Raw genomic sequence first — 16,160 nt, 5'->3', positions numbered from 1 at the left:
GTGCGGCAATCTAGCGAAATTGTGATCACTGACGAATATTGACATTCGTCAGTGATCACGCCTAGGTTCCCTTCGAACAGTCATTCGAAGGACTCCTCGCGATGCCCGGCCACACCCACGTCAGCGCTTTCCGCAAGCCACTCGCCGCCGCGCTTTTGCTGATCCCGGCTCTTGCTCTGGCCGGATGCGGCAAGAAAACCGAGGCGGAAGCCAAGCCAACCCGCCCCGTGCTGGTCGCGACCGTGCATTACGAGCCGGAATCGCCGCAGCGCAGTTTCGTCGGCACCATCCGCCCGCGGATCGAGACCGATATGGGCTTCCGGGTCACCGGCAAAGTCGCCAAGCGCCTTGTTGAGGTCGGCCAGAATGTCGAGATCGGCCAGCCGCTGGCTACGCTCGACGAGGTCGATCTGAAGCTGCAGGCCGAGCAGGCGGTCGCCGAACTCAACGCATCCACGGGTGTGCTGGCCAATGCCACTGCAGCCGAGGGCCGCGCCACCGAATTGCGCAGCAAGGGCTGGTCCACTCAGGCACAGCTCGATCAGGCCAAAGCCACGGGCGACGAAGCCCGCGCGCGTCTCAATCGCGCCGAACGCTCGGTCGAACTTACCAAGAACAGCCTCTCTTATGCGACGCTGATCGCCGACACCCGCGGCGTTGTCACCGCGACGCTGGTCGATGCCGGTCAGGTCGTCGTCGCCGGGCAGGCCGCCATCCGTGTCGCGCGTTTCGGCGAGAAGGAGGCGGTGGTTTCCATTCCGGAAACGCTGGTTGGCCGCGCCAAGGAAGGCAAAGCCAGCGTGACGCTGTGGTCCGAGCCCGGCAAGCAATATGCCGCCAAGCTGCGTGAACTTGCGCCTAATGCCGACACCGCGACGCGCACTTATCTCGCCAAGTTCTCGCTGCCTGAGGCCGACGACAAAGTGTCGCTCGGCATGACGGCAACGCTGACGCTGTCCGATCCCGCCACCGAACGCGTTGCGCGCGTGCCGCTCTCGGCACTGTTCAGCCAGGGCAACAACCCTTCGCTCTATGTTGTGAGCGCATCGGGCGACGTTGCGCTGCAGCCCGTCAAGGTGAAGTCCTATGAGAGCAACGACGTCATCATATCAGGTGGCGTCGATGAAGGTGCCAAGATCGTGACGCTCGGGGTGCAGAAACTGGACCCTGCGCTGAAGGTCCACGTCGTCTCCGCATTGTCGTTTTAAGACGCTCGCATTCAAAGGACGAAGCCGATGCATCGCTTCAACCTCTCCGCCTGGGCCGTCGCTCATCCCGCGCTGATCCTGTTTCTGATCATCGCGCTCGGCGTCGGCGGCTTCTTCTCATACGAGAAGCTGGGTCGCGCCGAAGATCCGTCCTTCACGGTGAAGGTCGTCAACGTCACGGCGATCTGGCCGGGCGCGACGGCCAAGGAAATGCAGGAGCAGGTTGCAGATCCCATCGAGAAAAAGATGCAGGAGCTGCCTTACTTCGACAAGGTGCAGACCTATTCGAAGCCGAACTTCACGGCGCTGCAGGTCACGTTCAAGGACAACGCGCCGGCCAAGGACGTGCCGTTCCTGTTCTATCTGCTGCGCAAGAAGCTTGCCGACGTGCAGGGCAGCCTGCCGGGCAATCTGGTCGGGCCAACGGTCAATGACGAGTTCAGCGATGTCGACTCGATCCTCTACATGATGACCGGCGACGGCGCCGACTTTGCGCAGCTAAAGAAGGTTGCCGAAGGCCTGCGCCAGCGCCTGTTGAAGGTGAAGGGCGTCACCAAGGTCAATCTCTACGGCACCCAGGACGAGCGCATCTTCGTCGAATTTTCCCACGCCAAGCTGGCAACGCTCGGCATCACGCCGCAGACGCTGTTCGACTCACTTGCCAAGCAGAACGCGATCCAGCCGGCAGGTACGGTGGAAACCTCGTCGCAGCGCGTGCCGCTGCGCGTCACCGGCGCGCTCGATGGCGTGAAGACGGTGGCGGAGACGCCGGTCGAGAGCAACGGACGCACCTTCCGCCTCGGCGATATTGCGACGGTGAGCCACGGCTTCGTCGATCCGCCGGATTTCAAGGTTCGGCAGAAGGGCCAATACGCACTCGGCATTGGCGTGGTGACGGCCAACGGCGCCAACATTCTCGAACTCGGCAAGGACGTCGAAAAGGCCAAGAACGAGTTCATGGTCGCCGTCCCGCAGGGCATTAATGTCGAGCAGATCGCCGATCAGCCGCTGGTGGTCGAACATGCCGTTGGCGAATTCACGCACTCGTTCATCGAGGCCCTGGGGATCGTGCTGTTCGTCAGCTTCCTTGCGCTCGGCTGGCGCACCGGCATCGTGGTGGCGCTCTCGGTGCCGCTGGTGCTCGGTATTGTCTTCATGGTCATGAATGCGATGGGCATGGATCTGCATCGCATCACGCTCGGCGCGTTGATCATCGCGCTCGGCCTACTGGTCGACGACGCGATCATCGCGGTCGAGATGATGGTGGTGAAAATGGAGCAAGGCTGGGACCGCGTGCGCGCGGCATCCTTCGCCTGGGAGTCCACGGCATTTCCGATGCTCACGGGCACGCTCATCACGGCCGTCGGCTTCCTGCCGATCGGCTTCGCCAATTCCGCAGTCGGCGAATATGCCGGTGGCATCTTCTGGGTGGTGGCGATTGCGCTGATCGCCTCATGGTTCGTCGCGGTAATCTTCACGCCCTATATCGGCGTCAAGCTGCTGCCGAACTTTGCTACTCACGGCAAGGCCAATCACGATCCGCATGCGGTCTATGAGACGCGCATCTATCGCGGTCTGCGCAGCGTCGTGCAGTGGTGCGTCACGCATCGTATCAAGGTGGTGGCCGCCACCGTCGGTATCTTCATTGCTGCCATCGTCGGTTTCGGCCATGTCCAGCAGCAATTCTTCCCGCTGTCGGAACGTCCCGAACTGTTCTTCCAGCTTCGCTTACCGGAAGGCACGGCCTTCGGCGTCACCGAAAAGGCCGTCAAGGAAGCCGAAAAGCTGCTCAAGGACGATAAGGACATCGCCACCTATACGGCTTATGTCGGCCGCGGCTCGCCGCGTTTCTGGCTCGGCCTCAATCCGCAGCTCCCGAACGAGGCCTTCGCCGAGATCGTGATCGTGTCCAAGGATGTCGAGGCACGCGAGCGCATCAAGTCCAAGATCGAGAAGGCCGTCGCCGATGGCCAGCTGCCGGAAGCGCGCGTGCGCGTCGATCGCTTCAATTTCGGTCCGCCGGTCGGTTTCCCCGTCCAGTTCCGCGTCATCGGGCCGGATACGGCGACCGTGCGCGATATCGCCTACAAGGTGCGCGAAGTGATGCGCGCCAACAAGAATATGGTCGATCCGCAGCTCGACTGGAACGAACAGACGCCGTCTCTCAGGCTGGTAGTCGACCAGGACCGCGCCCGTGCGCTCGGCCTGACGCCGCAGGAGCTGTCGCAATCCTTGGCCATGCTGATCTCCGGCGTGTCGGTCACGACCGTGCGTGACGGCATCGAGAAGGTTGGCGTCGTCGCCCGTGCCGTTCCGTCGGAACGCCTCGATCTGGGCCGTGTGGGCGATCTCACCATCATCTCGCGCAACGGCGTCCCGGTGCCGCTGTCGCAGGTGGCCAAGATCGAATACGCCCATGAGGAGCCGATCCTCTGGCGCCGCAACCGCGACATGGCGATCACAGTGCGCGGCGACGTTGTCGATGGCGTGCAGCCGCCGGATGTCACCAACCAGATCTGGCCGCAACTTCAGCAGATCCGCGACAGCCTGGAGCCCGCCTATCGCATCGAGATTGGCGGCGCGGTGGAAGAATCCAGCAAGGGCAATGCCTCGATTGCCGTGCTGTTTCCGCTGATGATGATCATCATGCTGACGCTGCTGATGGTGCAGCTGCAGAGCTTCTCGCGCCTGATCCTGGTGTTCCTGACGGCGCCGCTCGGCATCGTCGGCGCCTCGCTGGCCCTGAACGTCGCCAACAAGCCGTTCGGTTTCGTGGCATTGCTCGGCCTGATCGCGCTGGCGGGTATGATCATGCGCAACGCCGTTATTCTGGTGGATCAGATCGAAACCGACGTGCAGCACGGCCTGACCCGCCGCGAAGCCATCGTCGAGGCGACCGTGCGCCGTGCGCGTCCGGTCATCCTGACGGCGCTGGCAGCTATTTTGGCGATGATCCCGCTGTCGCGCTCGGCCTTCTGGGGCCCGATGGCGGTCACCATCATGGGTGGATTGTTTGTGGCGACGTTCTTGACGTTGTTGTATCTCCCGGGTCTCTATGCCCTATGGTTTCGCAAGAGCCTGGATGAACGCGGATCGGGCGAGGATGTGGATCATCACGCACCGCACCATCACGACAAGAAACAGGCATTTCCGCTTGCTGCCGAATAACTGAAGACTGCACTCCGAGATGACTCTGATTTCTGATCACGTCGAAGCCGATATGCGGGGCCGCATCGTTCTGGTCGCGGAAAAGCTGTTTCGTGAAATCGGCTACCAGAAGACCACCGTGGCTGATATCGCCAAGGTGCTGCGGATGAGCCCGGCGAACGTCTATCGCTTCTTCGATTCAAAGAAGTCGATCATCTCGGCCGTGGCGCAGCGGCTGATGGGGGAAGTTGAAGAGGCCGCTGGAGCGATTGCTGAAAATCCGCAGCCGGCCGCCGCGCGGCTCCGCGAACTGCTGACGTCGATCCATGAGATGAATGCCGAACGCTATGTCGGCGATGCCAAGCTGCATGAGATGGTCGCCATCGCCATGGAAGAGAGTTGGGATGTCTGCACTGCTCATATGGAGCGCATCACCGTTACCATCGGCGGTGTCATCGCGGACGGTGCTGCCAAGGGTGAGTTTCAGGCTCCGGACGTCGAATTGGCAGCCATGTGCGCCTGCACCGCCATGATGCGGTTCTTTCACCCGCAGATGATCGCGCAATGTGCGACGAAACCTGGCCCGACCCTGGACCAGATGATCGACTTCGTTCTTGCCGGGTTGGCCCCGCGGGGCTAGACGATCTCTCCGACGTTAATTCAGAGGATCTTCCGCGTGACCGCATTCGATCTGCATTCCTACGAGCCTGTCAACGGCCACGGCCTCAAGCACGATCCCTTCAATGCCATTATCGGTCCGCGTCCGATCGGCTGGGTCTCCTCGCGGGATGCCAATGGCCACGTTAATCTGGCGCCCTACAGCTTCTTCAACGCCTTCAACTACACGCCGCCGCTGATCGGCTTTTCCAGCATCGGGATCAAGGACTCCGCCCGCAACATGCAGGCGACGAAGGAATTCGTCTGGAATTTGGCCACCATGGATCTGGCCAAGCAGATGAACGCGACGGCCGCGAGTGTTGGCCCGGAAGTGGATGAATTCGAGCTTGCCGGTCTGACGCCGGTGCCGAGCAAGCTTGTCAATGTGCCACGGGTCGGCGAAGCCCGCGTTGCTTTCGAGTGCAAGGTGACCCAGATCATCGAACTCAAGGGTGCCAACGGTGCCTCGGCCAATGCCTTCCTCACCATGGGTGAGGTCGTCGCCATCCATATCGACAAGACCCTGATCGTGGACGGCGTGTACCAGACCGCGCTCGCCGGTCCGATCCTGCGCGCCGGTCGCCGCGGCGATTACTTCCACATCAAGCAGGACGCCATGTTCGAGATGGCCCGCCCGGACTGAGCCCGCTAGCAGTCCGGCGCATCGGTCGCGCGACCACAGGTCACGCGGCGGGAAATCGCCTTTCGGGAACCGTTGCGGTATCCTGTCGTTAATGATGGCTCGATGCTGTCAAATTTCGCTTGAATTTCAATGCGAAAGCTAAGGTGACACCGACACCGTCCTGCTAAGAGCGTCTGCCTTTGGGCGCCCGTGGTCCGCCCGGACTGCCGGTTGCCTCGATCGAGAGGAAGCCTCCATGAGCTCGTCCAGCTTGCGCCGCGATTATCTCACCAAGCCGATCTTCGGCTGGGCCAAGGGCGTGCTGCCGAAGATGTCGGACACCGAGCGCGAGGCGCTGGAAGCCGGCGACGTCTGGTGGGATGCGGACCTGTTCACCGGCAATCCGGACTGGGCCAAGCTGCTCGCCATCAAGCCGGCCACACTAACGGATGAAGAACAGGCCTTCATGACCGGGCCGGTGGATCGTCTCTGCGAGATGATCGACGACTGGAAGATCAATTGGGAATTGCGCGATCTGCCGCCGGACGTCTGGGAGTTCATCAAGCGCGAAAAGTTCTTCGGCATGATCATTCCGAAGGAATTCGGAGGTCTCGGCTTCTCGCCTTATGCGCATTCGGAAGTGGTGCGCAAAATTTCGTCGCGTTCGGTGGTCGCCGCCGTCACGGTAATGGTGCCCAACTCCCTCGGCCCCGGCGAGCTGCTGATGAAATTCGGCACCGACGCGCAGCGCCAGCGCTGGCTGCCGCGCCTTGCCGACGGCCGTGACATTCCCTGTTTCGGCCTTACCAGCCCGGAAGCGGGTTCGGACGCGGCGTCCATGATCGACAGCGGCATCATCTGCAAGGGCACGTTCGAAGGCCAGGAGGTGCTGGGCCTGCGTCTCAACTGGCACAAGCGCTACATCACGCTCGGCCCGGTCGCGACGCTGATCGGTCTCGCCTTCAAGGCCTATGACCCCGATCACCTCGTGGGCTCACAGGACGAGCTTGGCATCACGGTTGCGCTAATCCCCCATGATCTTCCGGGCGTCGAGATCGGCCAGCGCCATCTACCGTCGATGCAGGTGTTCCAGAACGGCCCGAACTGGGGCCGCGACGTTTTCATCCCGCTCGACTACATCATCGGCGGTCAGGAGCGGCTTGGTCAGGGTTGGAAGATGCTGATGTCAGCGCTCGCCGCCGGCCGTGGCATCTCATTGCCGTCGCTGTCTGCTGCGGGTGCCGCCTATGCCGCGCGCACCACCGGTGCCTATGCCCGCATCCGCGAACAGTTCAACATTTCGATCAGCAAGTTCGAAGGCATCGAGGAGCCGCTCGCCCGTATCGCCGGCACCGCCTATCTCCTCGACGCTGCACGGCGACTGACCTCGGCGGCGCTCAATCTGGGTCATCATCCCGCGGTTATCTCCGGCATCATGAAGCTGCATGCCACCGAACGCATGCGCGTCGCCATCGACGATGCCATGGACATCCATGGTGGCAAGGCCGTGATCGACGGGCCGCAGAATTATATGGGCAATCTCTATCGCGCGGTGCCGGTGGGCATCACGGTTGAGGGCGCCAACATCCTGACGCGCAATCTCATCGTGTTCGGGCAGGGTGCCATCCGCGCGCATCCTTATTTGTTGCAGGAAATGAATGCGCTCGGCGATCCCGACAAGGCGAAGGGCTTAGAGGCCTTCGACGCCGCGTTCTGGAAACATATCGGTCACAGCGTCACCACGCTGTTCCGCGCCTGGGGCCGCTGCTGGACCGGTGGCGTATTCGCGCCTGCGCCGGATGCCGGCGATGCCACACAGTTCTATCGCCAGCTCTCGCGTTATTCCTCGGCCTTCGCATTGTGCGCCGACATGGCGTTGCTGACGCTGGGCGGAGCGTTGAAGCGCAAGGAAATGCTGTCGGCGCGGTTCGGCGATATTCTCTCCGAGCTTTATCTGCTCTCGGCTGCGCTGAAGCGCTGGGAGGACGAAGGCCGTCAGCAGGAAGACCTGCCGGCGCTTGAATGGTGTATGGCGTCCGGCTTCAAGACCATCGAGAACCGCTTTGCGGAAATTCTGGCCAACCTGCCGAACCGCTTTGTCGCCGGCATCCTCAAATTCATCGTGCAGCCATATGGTGCATCGGTGCTCGGTCCTTCCGACCGCGTGGTGCATCGCTGCGCGCAGATGATCCTGGAGCCATCGGCGACGCGCGATCGCCTGACGCCGGATCTGTCGCATGTTGACGACGATCGCGGTCTGGCGCGGCTGGAGAAGGCGTTCAAACTGGTGGCATCGAGTGACGATATTGCCAAGCGCATCCGCACGGCAAAGCTGAAGAGCTGGAAGGACGCAGTGACACAGGGCGTTATCACCCAGGCGGAAGGCGAGAAGATCGCCGCTGCGCAGGAAGCCGTCAAGCTGGTGATCGAGGTCGATCACTTCGCGCCGGAAGAGCTGTCGCCCGGCTATAAGAAGTCCGATAACGTGCACCAGTTCTTCCAGGAACTTGGTGAGCAGCGGGCAGCAAGCTGATGGCAAAACCAGTCTATATCGTCGACGGCAGTCGCACGCCGTTCCTGAAGGCGCGCAGCGGTCCCGGCCCTTTCACCCCTGTCGATCTCGCCGTTCAATGCGGCCGCCCGCTGCTGGCGCGGCAGCCGTTTGCGCCAGATGCCTTCGACCAGGTGATCCTCGGCTGCGTCAATGTCATTGCCGACGAGATGAACCCGGCGCGCGTCGCCGCGCTCAGGCTTGGCATGGGCGAGGCGATGGTGGCCTTCACCGTGCAGATCAATTGCGGCTCCGGCATGCAGTCGATCGACACCGGCTATCGCTATATCCGCGAAGGCAATGCCGATCTGATTTTGGCTGGCGGTGCCGAGGCGCTCAGCCACGCGCCGCTGGTCTGGCCGCAGAACGGCGTACGCTGGTTCGCCGGGCTTGCCATGGCCAAGGGTGTGCTCGGCAAGGTGGCGGCGATCGCCAAGGCCCGGCCGGCTTATTTCAAGCCGATCATCGGCCTCGAGCGCGGTCTCACCGATCCGATAACCGAGCTGAATATGGGACAGACCGCCGAGAAGGTCGGGCATCTGTTCGACATCACCCGCGCGCAGGCCGATGCCTATGCCGTCGAAAGCCATAAGCGCCTTGCGCATGCGCAGGAGCAGGGCTGGCTGAAGGGCGAGGTGGAAACCGCCTTCGATCGCAAGGGCAAATTCTACGACCACGACGACGGCGTGCGGCCGGATTCGTCGGTTGACAAACTGGCGATGCTGAAGCCGGTGTTCGAGCGCCCGTGGGGGCAGGTCACCGCCGGCAATTCCAGCCAGATCACCGATGGCGCGTCCTGGGTGATCCTTGCGTCGGAAGAAGCCGTAGCCAAGCACAGACTGACGCCGAAGGCCGTCGTCGTCGACAGCCAGTGGTCTGCGCTCGATCCGTCGATCATGGGGCTCGGTCCGGTGTTGTCGTCGAACGATCTGTTGAAACGCAACAAGATGACGATTCAGGACATCGAGACTTGGGAGTTGAACGAGGCCTTCGCCACGCAGGTACTCGGCTGTCTCGCCGCGTGGAAGGACGAGAAATTCTGCCGCGAGGTGCTCGGCCTCGATGGCGCTGCCGGCGAGATCGATCGTGCCATGCTCAATGTCGATGGCGGTGCGATCAGCCTCGGTCATCCCGTCGGCACATCCGGTAACCGCATCGTGCTGCATCTCGTCAATGCAATGAAGCGGCTCGGCACCAAACGGGGAATCGCTACCGAATGTATCGGCGGCGGCCTCGGTGGTGCAATGTTGATCGAGACGGTGTGAGGGCGTCATGGACAGCAAGATCATGGACGTTCTTGGGGATCGCGTGCTCGAACTCGGGCCGGCTCCCGACACATCGGGCGCCTATCGCCACTTCAAGCTGACGCGCGATGCCGATGGCATCGCGTGGCTGTTGTTTGACCGCGCCGATGCGAGCGCCAATACGCTGTCGGCTGTGGTGCTGGAAGAATTCGATCAGGTGCTGAACGCGTTGGAAGCTCAGCGCCCGACTGGCATCGTGGTTCGTTCGGCCAAGACGTCCGGCTTCATTGCCGGCGCCGACGTCAATGAATTTCGCGGCGCCATAGACCCATTGGAAGTGGAAACGCAGATCAGCCGCGCTCACGCGGTGATCGATCGCTTCGAGGCGCTGAAGATCCCGACGGTGGCCGTCATTCACGGTTTCTGCCTGGGCGGAGGCCTCGAAGTGGCACTGGCCTGCCAGATGCGTATCGCGATCGATGGTGCGCGGTTTGGTTTCCCGGAAGTGATGCTCGGCCTGCATCCAGGTTTGGGCGGCACCGCGCGCTTCACGCATCTGGTCAATCCGATGCAGGCGATGCCGCTGATGCTGACCGGCAAGACCATCGACGCGCGCAAGGCGAAAGCCATCGGCCTTGTCGATGCGGTGACCGAGGAGCGCCATATCCGTAACGCCGTGCGCGATGCGGTGTTCGGCAAGCTCAAGCGCGCCAAGCCGAGTGCGCTGATCCCGATCATGAACTTCTCGCCGATGCGCGGGATTCTCGCCTCGCGCATGGTCGCCGAGGCCAGCAAGGCTGCGCCGCGCGAGCACTATCCCGCACCTTATGCACTGATCGAGCTGTGGGAGAAGCACGGCGGCGACCGCGCGGCGATGCTCAATGCCGAGAAGTCGTCCTTCGCCCGGCTGATGGTGACGCCGACGGCGCAGAACCTGATCCGCGTCTTCTTCCTGCGCGAGCAGATGAAGAAGCTCGCGGGCGACGGCAATACGATTAGGCATGTTCATGTTATCGGTGCCGGCGCCATGGGCGGCGACATCGCGGCCTGGTGCGCGCATCAGGACATACGCGTGACACTCGCCGACATGAAGCCCGAGCCGATCGCGGGCGCCATCAAGCGCGCGGCCGATCTCTACAGCAAGATCATCCGCAAGCGCACCGATCAGCGCGATACGCTGGATCGCCTGATCCCCGATATGGACGGCGAGGGCGTGCGCACCGCCGATCTCATCATCGAAGCCGTGTCGGAGAAGCTCGAGCTGAAGCAGAAGGTCTATGCCGGCATCGAGCCGCGCATGAAACCGGATGCGATCCTCGCCTCCAACACGTCAAGCATTCCGCTGCAGGATCTGCGCAGCACTTTGGCGCGGCCGGAGCGGCTGCTCGGATTGCACTTCTTCAACCCGGTGTCGCGCCTGCAGCTTGTCGAGGTCGTCAGCCATGACGGCGTCGATACGGAGATGCTGAAGAAGGCCACGGCCTTTGTCGGCGCCATCGATCGCCTGCCGCTGCCGGTGAAGTCGTCGCCCGGTTTCCTCGTCAATCGTGCGCTGACGCCTTACATGCTCGAGGCGATGATGCTGATGGAGGAGAAGGTCGACAAGGAAACCATCGATGCCGCTGCCGAACAGTTCGGCATGCCAATGGGACCGATCGAGCTGGCCGATCAGGTCGGTCTCGATATCTGCCTCGCCGTGGGCGACATGCTGCGCTCGAAGTTCGGCGACCTGCTGCCACCGACGCCGGCCTGGCTGCGCGAGAAGGTCAACAAGGGCGAGCTCGGCAAGAAGACCGGCAAGGGCTTCTATACGTGGCACGACGGCAAGGCCGAGAAGAGCTCCAGCGCGGTCGCCACCGCGCGGCCGACCCAGGAGATGATCGATCGCCTGGTGCTGCCGATGTCGAATGTCTGCGTCGCCTGTCTGCGCGAAGGCATCGTCGACAACGCCGATGTGGTCGATGGCGCAATGATCTTCGGCACCGGCTATGCGCCGTTCCGCGGCGGCCCGCTGAACTATGCGCGGACGCGTGGAACCGAGAATATCACCGCCACGCTGCGCACGCTGGCGGCCCGGTTCGGCGATCGCTTTGCGCCGGATGCCGGCTGGGAAACCTTTAAATGATGACTCAATTTGCGGCAGGCTTTGCTCATGACTGAATCAACGACGCAGCCAGTGACTGGGCTGGATGCGGAACCGACCGGCGATCTCACCATCCGCACGGTGGCGATGCCGGCAGATACCAATGCCAATGGCGATATCTTTGGCGGCTGGCTGCTCAGCCAGATGGATCTTGGCGGCGGCATCTTTGCCGCCAAGGTGGCGAAGACGCGCACGGTCACCGTCGCCATCGAGGCAATGACCTTCCGCAAGGCCGTTCATGTCGGTGACGTCGTGTCCGTGCATGCGGAACTGGTGCGGATGGGCCGCACGTCACTTACCGTGCATATCGAGGCTTGGGTGCTTCGCCGCAACGAAAACGCCCCGATCCTGGTGACCGACGGCAATTTCACCTTCGTGTCCATCGACGAGGCGGGGCGCCCGCAGGTGATCAAGCGTCCGGACGCGACGATCTCGACCTGAGCAATTCCAAACACCGGCGGGAACGAAATACCTCCTCTGCAGTTAGTGGCCCGGAATATGCATCGCCTATCGCGTAGGGGGCCGCCATGTCAGACACTTACATCATCGAAGTCTCATCGCAGGCTGCCGGCATCGTGGTTCGCGATCCCGGTGGGTACAGGTTCTTCGCCGCGTCGCACCGTTTCAACCCCATGGAAGGCCAGCTGTTTCGCAATGCGCGCGAGGCTGAACGCGCTGCCTTTCAATTCGCGCAGGGTATCCAAGCAGTTGTGACGCCCTAGAGGGCGACTCTCTTACGACGTCGCGGCGGCGACGCGGATGGCGCCTGCGCCGGTGACGCGTTGACCATTGCCGCCAACACCCGCACCATGGAACCGTTCGATCCGAGGTGCTGTCGTGACTGCTGGCCTGACCCATCGCCAATCCGAAATCCTGAATCACGCGCGCGCCTTTGGCCGCGTGATGGTCGACGACCTGGTGCGCCGCTTCGAGGTGTCCGCACAGACCATCCGCAAGGATCTCAACGATCTCTGCGACCAGCGCCTGCTGACGCGCATCCACGGCGGCGCCATCGTCGCCTCCGGCGTGGAAAACCTCGCCTATGAAGCGCGACGCTTCGTGGCCGCCGAAGAAAAGAAGGCGATCGGCGTCGCCGCCGCCGCGCAGATTCCCAATGGCTCGTCGCTGTTCATCAATATCGGCACTACGACGGAAGAAGTTGCGAGTGCGCTGATTAATCACGAAAACCTGCTGGTCATTACCAACAATCTCAATGTGGCGATGATGCTCTATCGTCACCCGCATATCGAGGTGATTGTCGCCGGTGGCACCGTGCGCCGCTCCGATGGTGCGGTGATCGGCTCCACGGCGATCAAGCTGATCGGTCAGTTCAAGGTCGATTACGCCATCATCGGCGCCTCGGCGATCGACGAGGAGGGGGCGCTGCTCGACTTCGACTATCGCGAGGTACAGGCCGCGCAGGCGATCATCGCCAATGCCCGCAGCGTCATGCTGGTGTGCGACTCGACCAAGCTCCGGCGTAGCGCGGCCGTTCGCATCGCCCATATCAGCCAGATCCAAACCTTCGTGACCGACGTCCCGCTGCCGCCCTCCTTGCAGGAGATCTGCCGGAGCCGGGGCGTGCAGGTGATCGCGGCCTTGCCGGGGTCGGCGGATGAGGCCGAGGAGGGGTAGGTCCACCCTCTTGCACTCACCACGAGCTGTCATCGTCCGGCCTGGCGCGCAATTGCGCGCTTGGACTGGGCGATCCCGTCGTCACCGGCCCCCTCGGCAAGATTGCAGGCGCTAGCGGTGATCGAATCCCCGCTTTCGCGGGGGATGACAGCCGGTGGGTGTGACCCAAATCGGCCCTCTTAGCGCCTGTTCAGACCCCGAAAATGCCAGTTGCTTTCGTTTTAGGTTGTGGTTTAATCGAAAACGAAAGCCAAATCGCTGAAAGCGAAGATGGCGCGTCCGAAGGAAGGCGCCAGACAATTGGCGCAGGAGGGGAGACGGGGTGGGTCAGATCTACGACCTCGCAATCATTGGTGGCGGTGTGAACGGCTGCGGCATCGCCCGCGACGCCGTCGGCCGCGGCAATTCCGTGTTCCTCTGCGAGATGAACGATCTGGCCAGCGGCACGTCGTCCTGGTCGACCAAGCTGATCCATGGCGGCTTGCGCTACCTCGAATATTACGACTTCAAACTGGTGCGCCACGCGCTGCTGGAACGCGAAGTGCTCTGGCAGATCGCGCCGCATATCATCCGTCCCCTGCGTTTCGTGCTGCCGCATCACGCCGGTCTGCGGCCGGCCTGGCTGCTACGCTTGGGCTTGTTCCTCTACGACTATATCGGTGGCCGTAAGCTTCTGCCCCCGACGCGCACGCTCGACCTCACGCGCGACGAGACCGGCAAGCCGCTGGCGCCCGGCCGGTTCAAACGTGGCTTTGAATATTCCGACTGCTCGGTAGATGATGCGCGCCTTGTCGTGCTCACCGCGCGTGATGCCGCCGACCGGGGCGCTGACATCCGCACGCGCTCGCGCGCAACCGAGATTAGGCAGGCCGACGGGATGTGGCAGGTCACGGTGCAGGATACGGCGACGGGCGACCGCTCGACCATCAGCGCGCGCACGCTGGTCAATGCCGGTGGTCCGTGGGTCGAGAATGTTCTGGCGGTCGGTGCGGGCGTCAATGCGAAAGCGAAAGTCCGCCTCGTGCAGGGCTCGCATATCGTGGTGCCGAAACTTTACAACCACGACCGTGCTTACATCTTCCAGAATGCCGATGGTCGTATCGTGTTTGCGATTCCCTATCAGGACGATTTCACCCTGATCGGTACCACCGATATCGATTATGACGGCGATCCCTCCGATGTGAAAATCTCTGCCGACGAGATCAATTATCTCTGCAAGTCGGTCAGCGAATATCTCGCCAGGCCCGTGCTGGCCGAAGACGTGGTGTGGACCTATTCCGGCGTGCGCCCGCTCTATGATGACGGCGCCAACGAGGCCAAGGCGGCGACGCGCGACTATGTGTTCGAGCTCGATCTGCCCGGCGGCCTGCCGCTGCTGTCGATATATGGCGGCAAGATCACGACCTATCGCCGCCTTGCCGAAGAGGCGCTGCAGAAACTCGCGCCCTATCTGAAGGGCACTAAGGCGAAGGAAGGCTGGACGGCCCATGCCACGCTGCCTGGTGGTGATTTCGATGTCTCCGCGGTCGACGCGCTGATCGCCGAATTGTTGCGCGACTATCCGTTCCTGACGCCGGCTCATGCCAATCGGCTGGCACATGCCTATGGCACGCGCGCCGCGAAGATGCTGGGCACTGCGAAGTCGCCGGCCGATCTCGGTCAGGCCTTTGGGGCAACGCTGACCGAGCGCGAAGTGCGCTATCTCATGGCCAATGAATGGGCCGTCAGTGCCGAGGATATCGTGTGGCGCCGTTCCAAACTTGGTCTGCGCCTGTCGAAGGAAGAGATCGCAGCTCTCGATCAATGGCTGCAGGCTAATCGCGCCCAGCCCGCCAATCCAATGCGTGAAGCGGGAGCGCGGTCATGAGTGTTGCGCTCGATCACGTCTCGCAGATGGTGGACGGCGTCACGACGATCCGTGACGTCTCGCTGACGCTGGAAAGGGGCACACTGAACGTGCTGCTCGGGCCAACGCTGGCCGGCAAAACCTCGATCATGCGGCTGCTGGCCGGACTCGACAAGCCGACCCAAGGCCGCGTGCTGGTCGATGGCAAGGACGTTACCGGCCTCGATATCCGCAAGCGTTCGGTGGCGATGGTCTATCAGCAGTTCATCAATTACCCCTCGCTGTCGGTCTATGAAAACATCGCCTCGCCGCTGCGCGTGCAGGGCAAGCCGAAGGCCGAGATCGAGACGCGCGTGCACGAAGCGGCTGCACTGCTCAAGCTTGAGCCCTATCTGAAACGCACGCCGCTGCAGCTCTCCGGCGGTCAGCAGCAGCGCACCGCAATTGCCCGCGCGCTGGTCAAGGGCGCCGATCTGGTGCTGCTCGATGAGCCGCTCGCCAATCTCGATTACAAGCTGCGCGAAGAGCTACGTACCGAACTGCCGAAGATTTTCGAGGCCTCCGGCGCGATCTTCGTCTATGCGACGACGGAGCCTTCCGAAGCGCTTTTATTGGGCGGCAGCACCGTGTGTCTGTGGGAAGGCCAGGTTCTGCAGGTCGGCCAGACTTCCAAAGTCTATCGCCACCCCGAGACTCTCAAGGCTGCCGAAGTGTTCTCCGATCCGCCGCTTAATCTGGTGGTGATCGAGAAGAAGAACGGAAATGTGCACTATGCGGGCGGTGCGACGGCGCCCGCCAGCGGGCTCTACGCAAACCTCGCCAACGGCAGCTATCGCGTTGGCTTCCGCGCGCATCAGCTCGAAGTCGCCAGTGGTCTCGCCGGACGGCATGCATTTCCTGCGGAAGTAACCGTGACCGAAATCACCGGATCGGAAAGCTTCGTCCATCTGAAACGCGACGCGTCGAATTGGGTTGCGGTGCTGCAGGGCGTGCATGAATTCCTGCCTGGCCACATGCTCGACGCCGTGCTCGATCCCGCCAATCTGTTCGTCTTCGATGGCAGCGACCGTCTGGTCGCCGCTCCCAACAGCACGCAGGGAGCGTAAC

12 protein-coding genes are annotated in these 16,160 nt (G+C 62.4%); all 12 read left to right on the top strand.

Annotated elements, in window-relative coordinates; genetic code table 11:
- Window positions 1-101: 101 nt before the first annotated feature.
- The 12 genes from AB8A38_RS15555 (at window position 102) to AB8A38_RS15500 (ending at window position 16,159) form a co-directional block, all read left to right on the top strand.
- Complete coding sequence (locus tag AB8A38_RS15555; RefSeq protein ID WP_315840518.1) at window positions 102-1,208, top strand: efflux RND transporter periplasmic adaptor subunit; 1,107 nt, start codon at window positions 102-104, stop codon at window positions 1,206-1,208.
- 27 nt (window positions 1,209-1,235) lie between these two features.
- A complete protein-coding gene (locus AB8A38_RS15550; RefSeq protein ID WP_439086567.1) occupies window positions 1,236-4,376 on the top strand; it encodes an efflux RND transporter permease subunit in 3,141 nt (1,046 codons plus the stop codon).
- Window positions 4,377-4,395: 19 nt separating this feature from the next.
- Window positions 4,396-4,995, top strand: coding sequence for a TetR/AcrR family transcriptional regulator (locus tag AB8A38_RS15545; RefSeq protein WP_439086566.1), 600 nt, complete (start codon window positions 4,396-4,398; stop codon window positions 4,993-4,995).
- Window positions 4,996-5,031: 36 nt separating this feature from the next.
- Complete coding sequence (locus AB8A38_RS15540; RefSeq protein WP_116661391.1) at window positions 5,032-5,655, top strand: flavin reductase family protein; 624 nt, start codon at window positions 5,032-5,034, stop codon at window positions 5,653-5,655.
- A 235-nt stretch (window positions 5,656-5,890) separates the two neighbouring features.
- Window positions 5,891-8,167, top strand: a complete 2,277-nt coding sequence (locus AB8A38_RS15535; RefSeq protein WP_439086565.1) for an acyl-CoA dehydrogenase — start codon at window positions 5,891-5,893, stop codon at window positions 8,165-8,167.
- On the top strand, window positions 8,167-9,450 hold the full coding sequence (locus tag AB8A38_RS15530) for an acetyl-CoA C-acetyltransferase (RefSeq protein WP_439086564.1): 1,284 nt from the start codon (window positions 8,167-8,169) through the stop codon (window positions 9,448-9,450). The genes AB8A38_RS15535 and AB8A38_RS15530 overlap by 1 nt, the downstream gene beginning before the upstream one ends.
- A 7-nt stretch (window positions 9,451-9,457) precedes the next feature.
- Entirely contained in the window at window positions 9,458-11,554 is a 2,097-nt protein-coding gene (locus AB8A38_RS15525; protein ID WP_439086563.1) for a 3-hydroxyacyl-CoA dehydrogenase NAD-binding domain-containing protein, read from the top strand.
- Window positions 11,555-11,581: 27 nt separating this feature from the next.
- Complete coding sequence (locus AB8A38_RS15520) at window positions 11,582-12,013, top strand: acyl-CoA thioesterase (protein WP_093759634.1); 432 nt, start codon at window positions 11,582-11,584, stop codon at window positions 12,011-12,013.
- A gap of 86 nt (window positions 12,014-12,099) precedes the next feature.
- Window positions 12,100-12,294 (top strand): hypothetical protein, encoded by a 195-nt coding sequence (locus AB8A38_RS15515; RefSeq protein ID WP_089262592.1) that lies wholly within the window; start codon window positions 12,100-12,102, stop codon window positions 12,292-12,294.
- A gap of 115 nt (window positions 12,295-12,409) precedes the next feature.
- Window positions 12,410-13,207 (top strand): DeoR/GlpR family DNA-binding transcription regulator, encoded by a 798-nt coding sequence (locus AB8A38_RS15510; RefSeq protein WP_315840526.1) that lies wholly within the window; start codon window positions 12,410-12,412, stop codon window positions 13,205-13,207.
- 322 nt (window positions 13,208-13,529) lie between these two features.
- Window positions 13,530-15,074, top strand: a complete 1,545-nt coding sequence (glpD, locus tag AB8A38_RS15505; protein ID WP_439086562.1) for a glycerol-3-phosphate dehydrogenase — start codon at window positions 13,530-13,532, stop codon at window positions 15,072-15,074.
- Window positions 15,071-16,159 (top strand): ABC transporter ATP-binding protein, encoded by a 1,089-nt coding sequence (locus tag AB8A38_RS15500; RefSeq protein WP_439086561.1) that lies wholly within the window; start codon window positions 15,071-15,073, stop codon window positions 16,157-16,159. The genes glpD and AB8A38_RS15500 overlap by 4 nt, the downstream gene beginning before the upstream one ends.
- Window position 16,160 lies beyond the last annotated feature (1 nt).

It is taken from the genome of Tardiphaga sp. 839_C3_N1_4, from assembly GCF_051811045.1.
GTDB lineage: Bacteria > Pseudomonadota > Alphaproteobacteria > Rhizobiales > Xanthobacteraceae > Tardiphaga.
The sequence above is the reverse complement of the archived record's forward strand: the minus strand, read 5'-3'. Positions and strand labels throughout refer to the sequence as shown.

Coding starts and splice junctions, on each gene's coding strand:
- AB8A38_RS15550 (WP_439086567.1), top strand. CDS start 1,236: ATGCATCGCTTCAACCTCTCCGCCTGGGCCGTCGCTCATCCCGCGCTG.
- AB8A38_RS15530 (WP_439086564.1), top strand. CDS start 8,167: ATGGCAAAACCAGTCTATATCGTCGACGGCAGTCGCACGCCGTTCCTG.
- AB8A38_RS15515 (WP_089262592.1), top strand. CDS start 12,100: ATGTCAGACACTTACATCATCGAAGTCTCATCGCAGGCTGCCGGCATC.
- AB8A38_RS15525 (WP_439086563.1), top strand. CDS start 9,458: ATGGACAGCAAGATCATGGACGTTCTTGGGGATCGCGTGCTCGAACTC.
- AB8A38_RS15500 (WP_439086561.1), top strand. CDS start 15,071: ATGAGTGTTGCGCTCGATCACGTCTCGCAGATGGTGGACGGCGTCACG.
- AB8A38_RS15545 (WP_439086566.1), top strand. CDS start 4,396: ATGACTCTGATTTCTGATCACGTCGAAGCCGATATGCGGGGCCGCATC.
- AB8A38_RS15555 (WP_315840518.1), top strand. CDS start 102: ATGCCCGGCCACACCCACGTCAGCGCTTTCCGCAAGCCACTCGCCGCC.
- AB8A38_RS15535 (WP_439086565.1), top strand. CDS start 5,891: ATGAGCTCGTCCAGCTTGCGCCGCGATTATCTCACCAAGCCGATCTTC.
- AB8A38_RS15520 (WP_093759634.1), top strand. CDS start 11,582: ATGACTGAATCAACGACGCAGCCAGTGACTGGGCTGGATGCGGAACCG.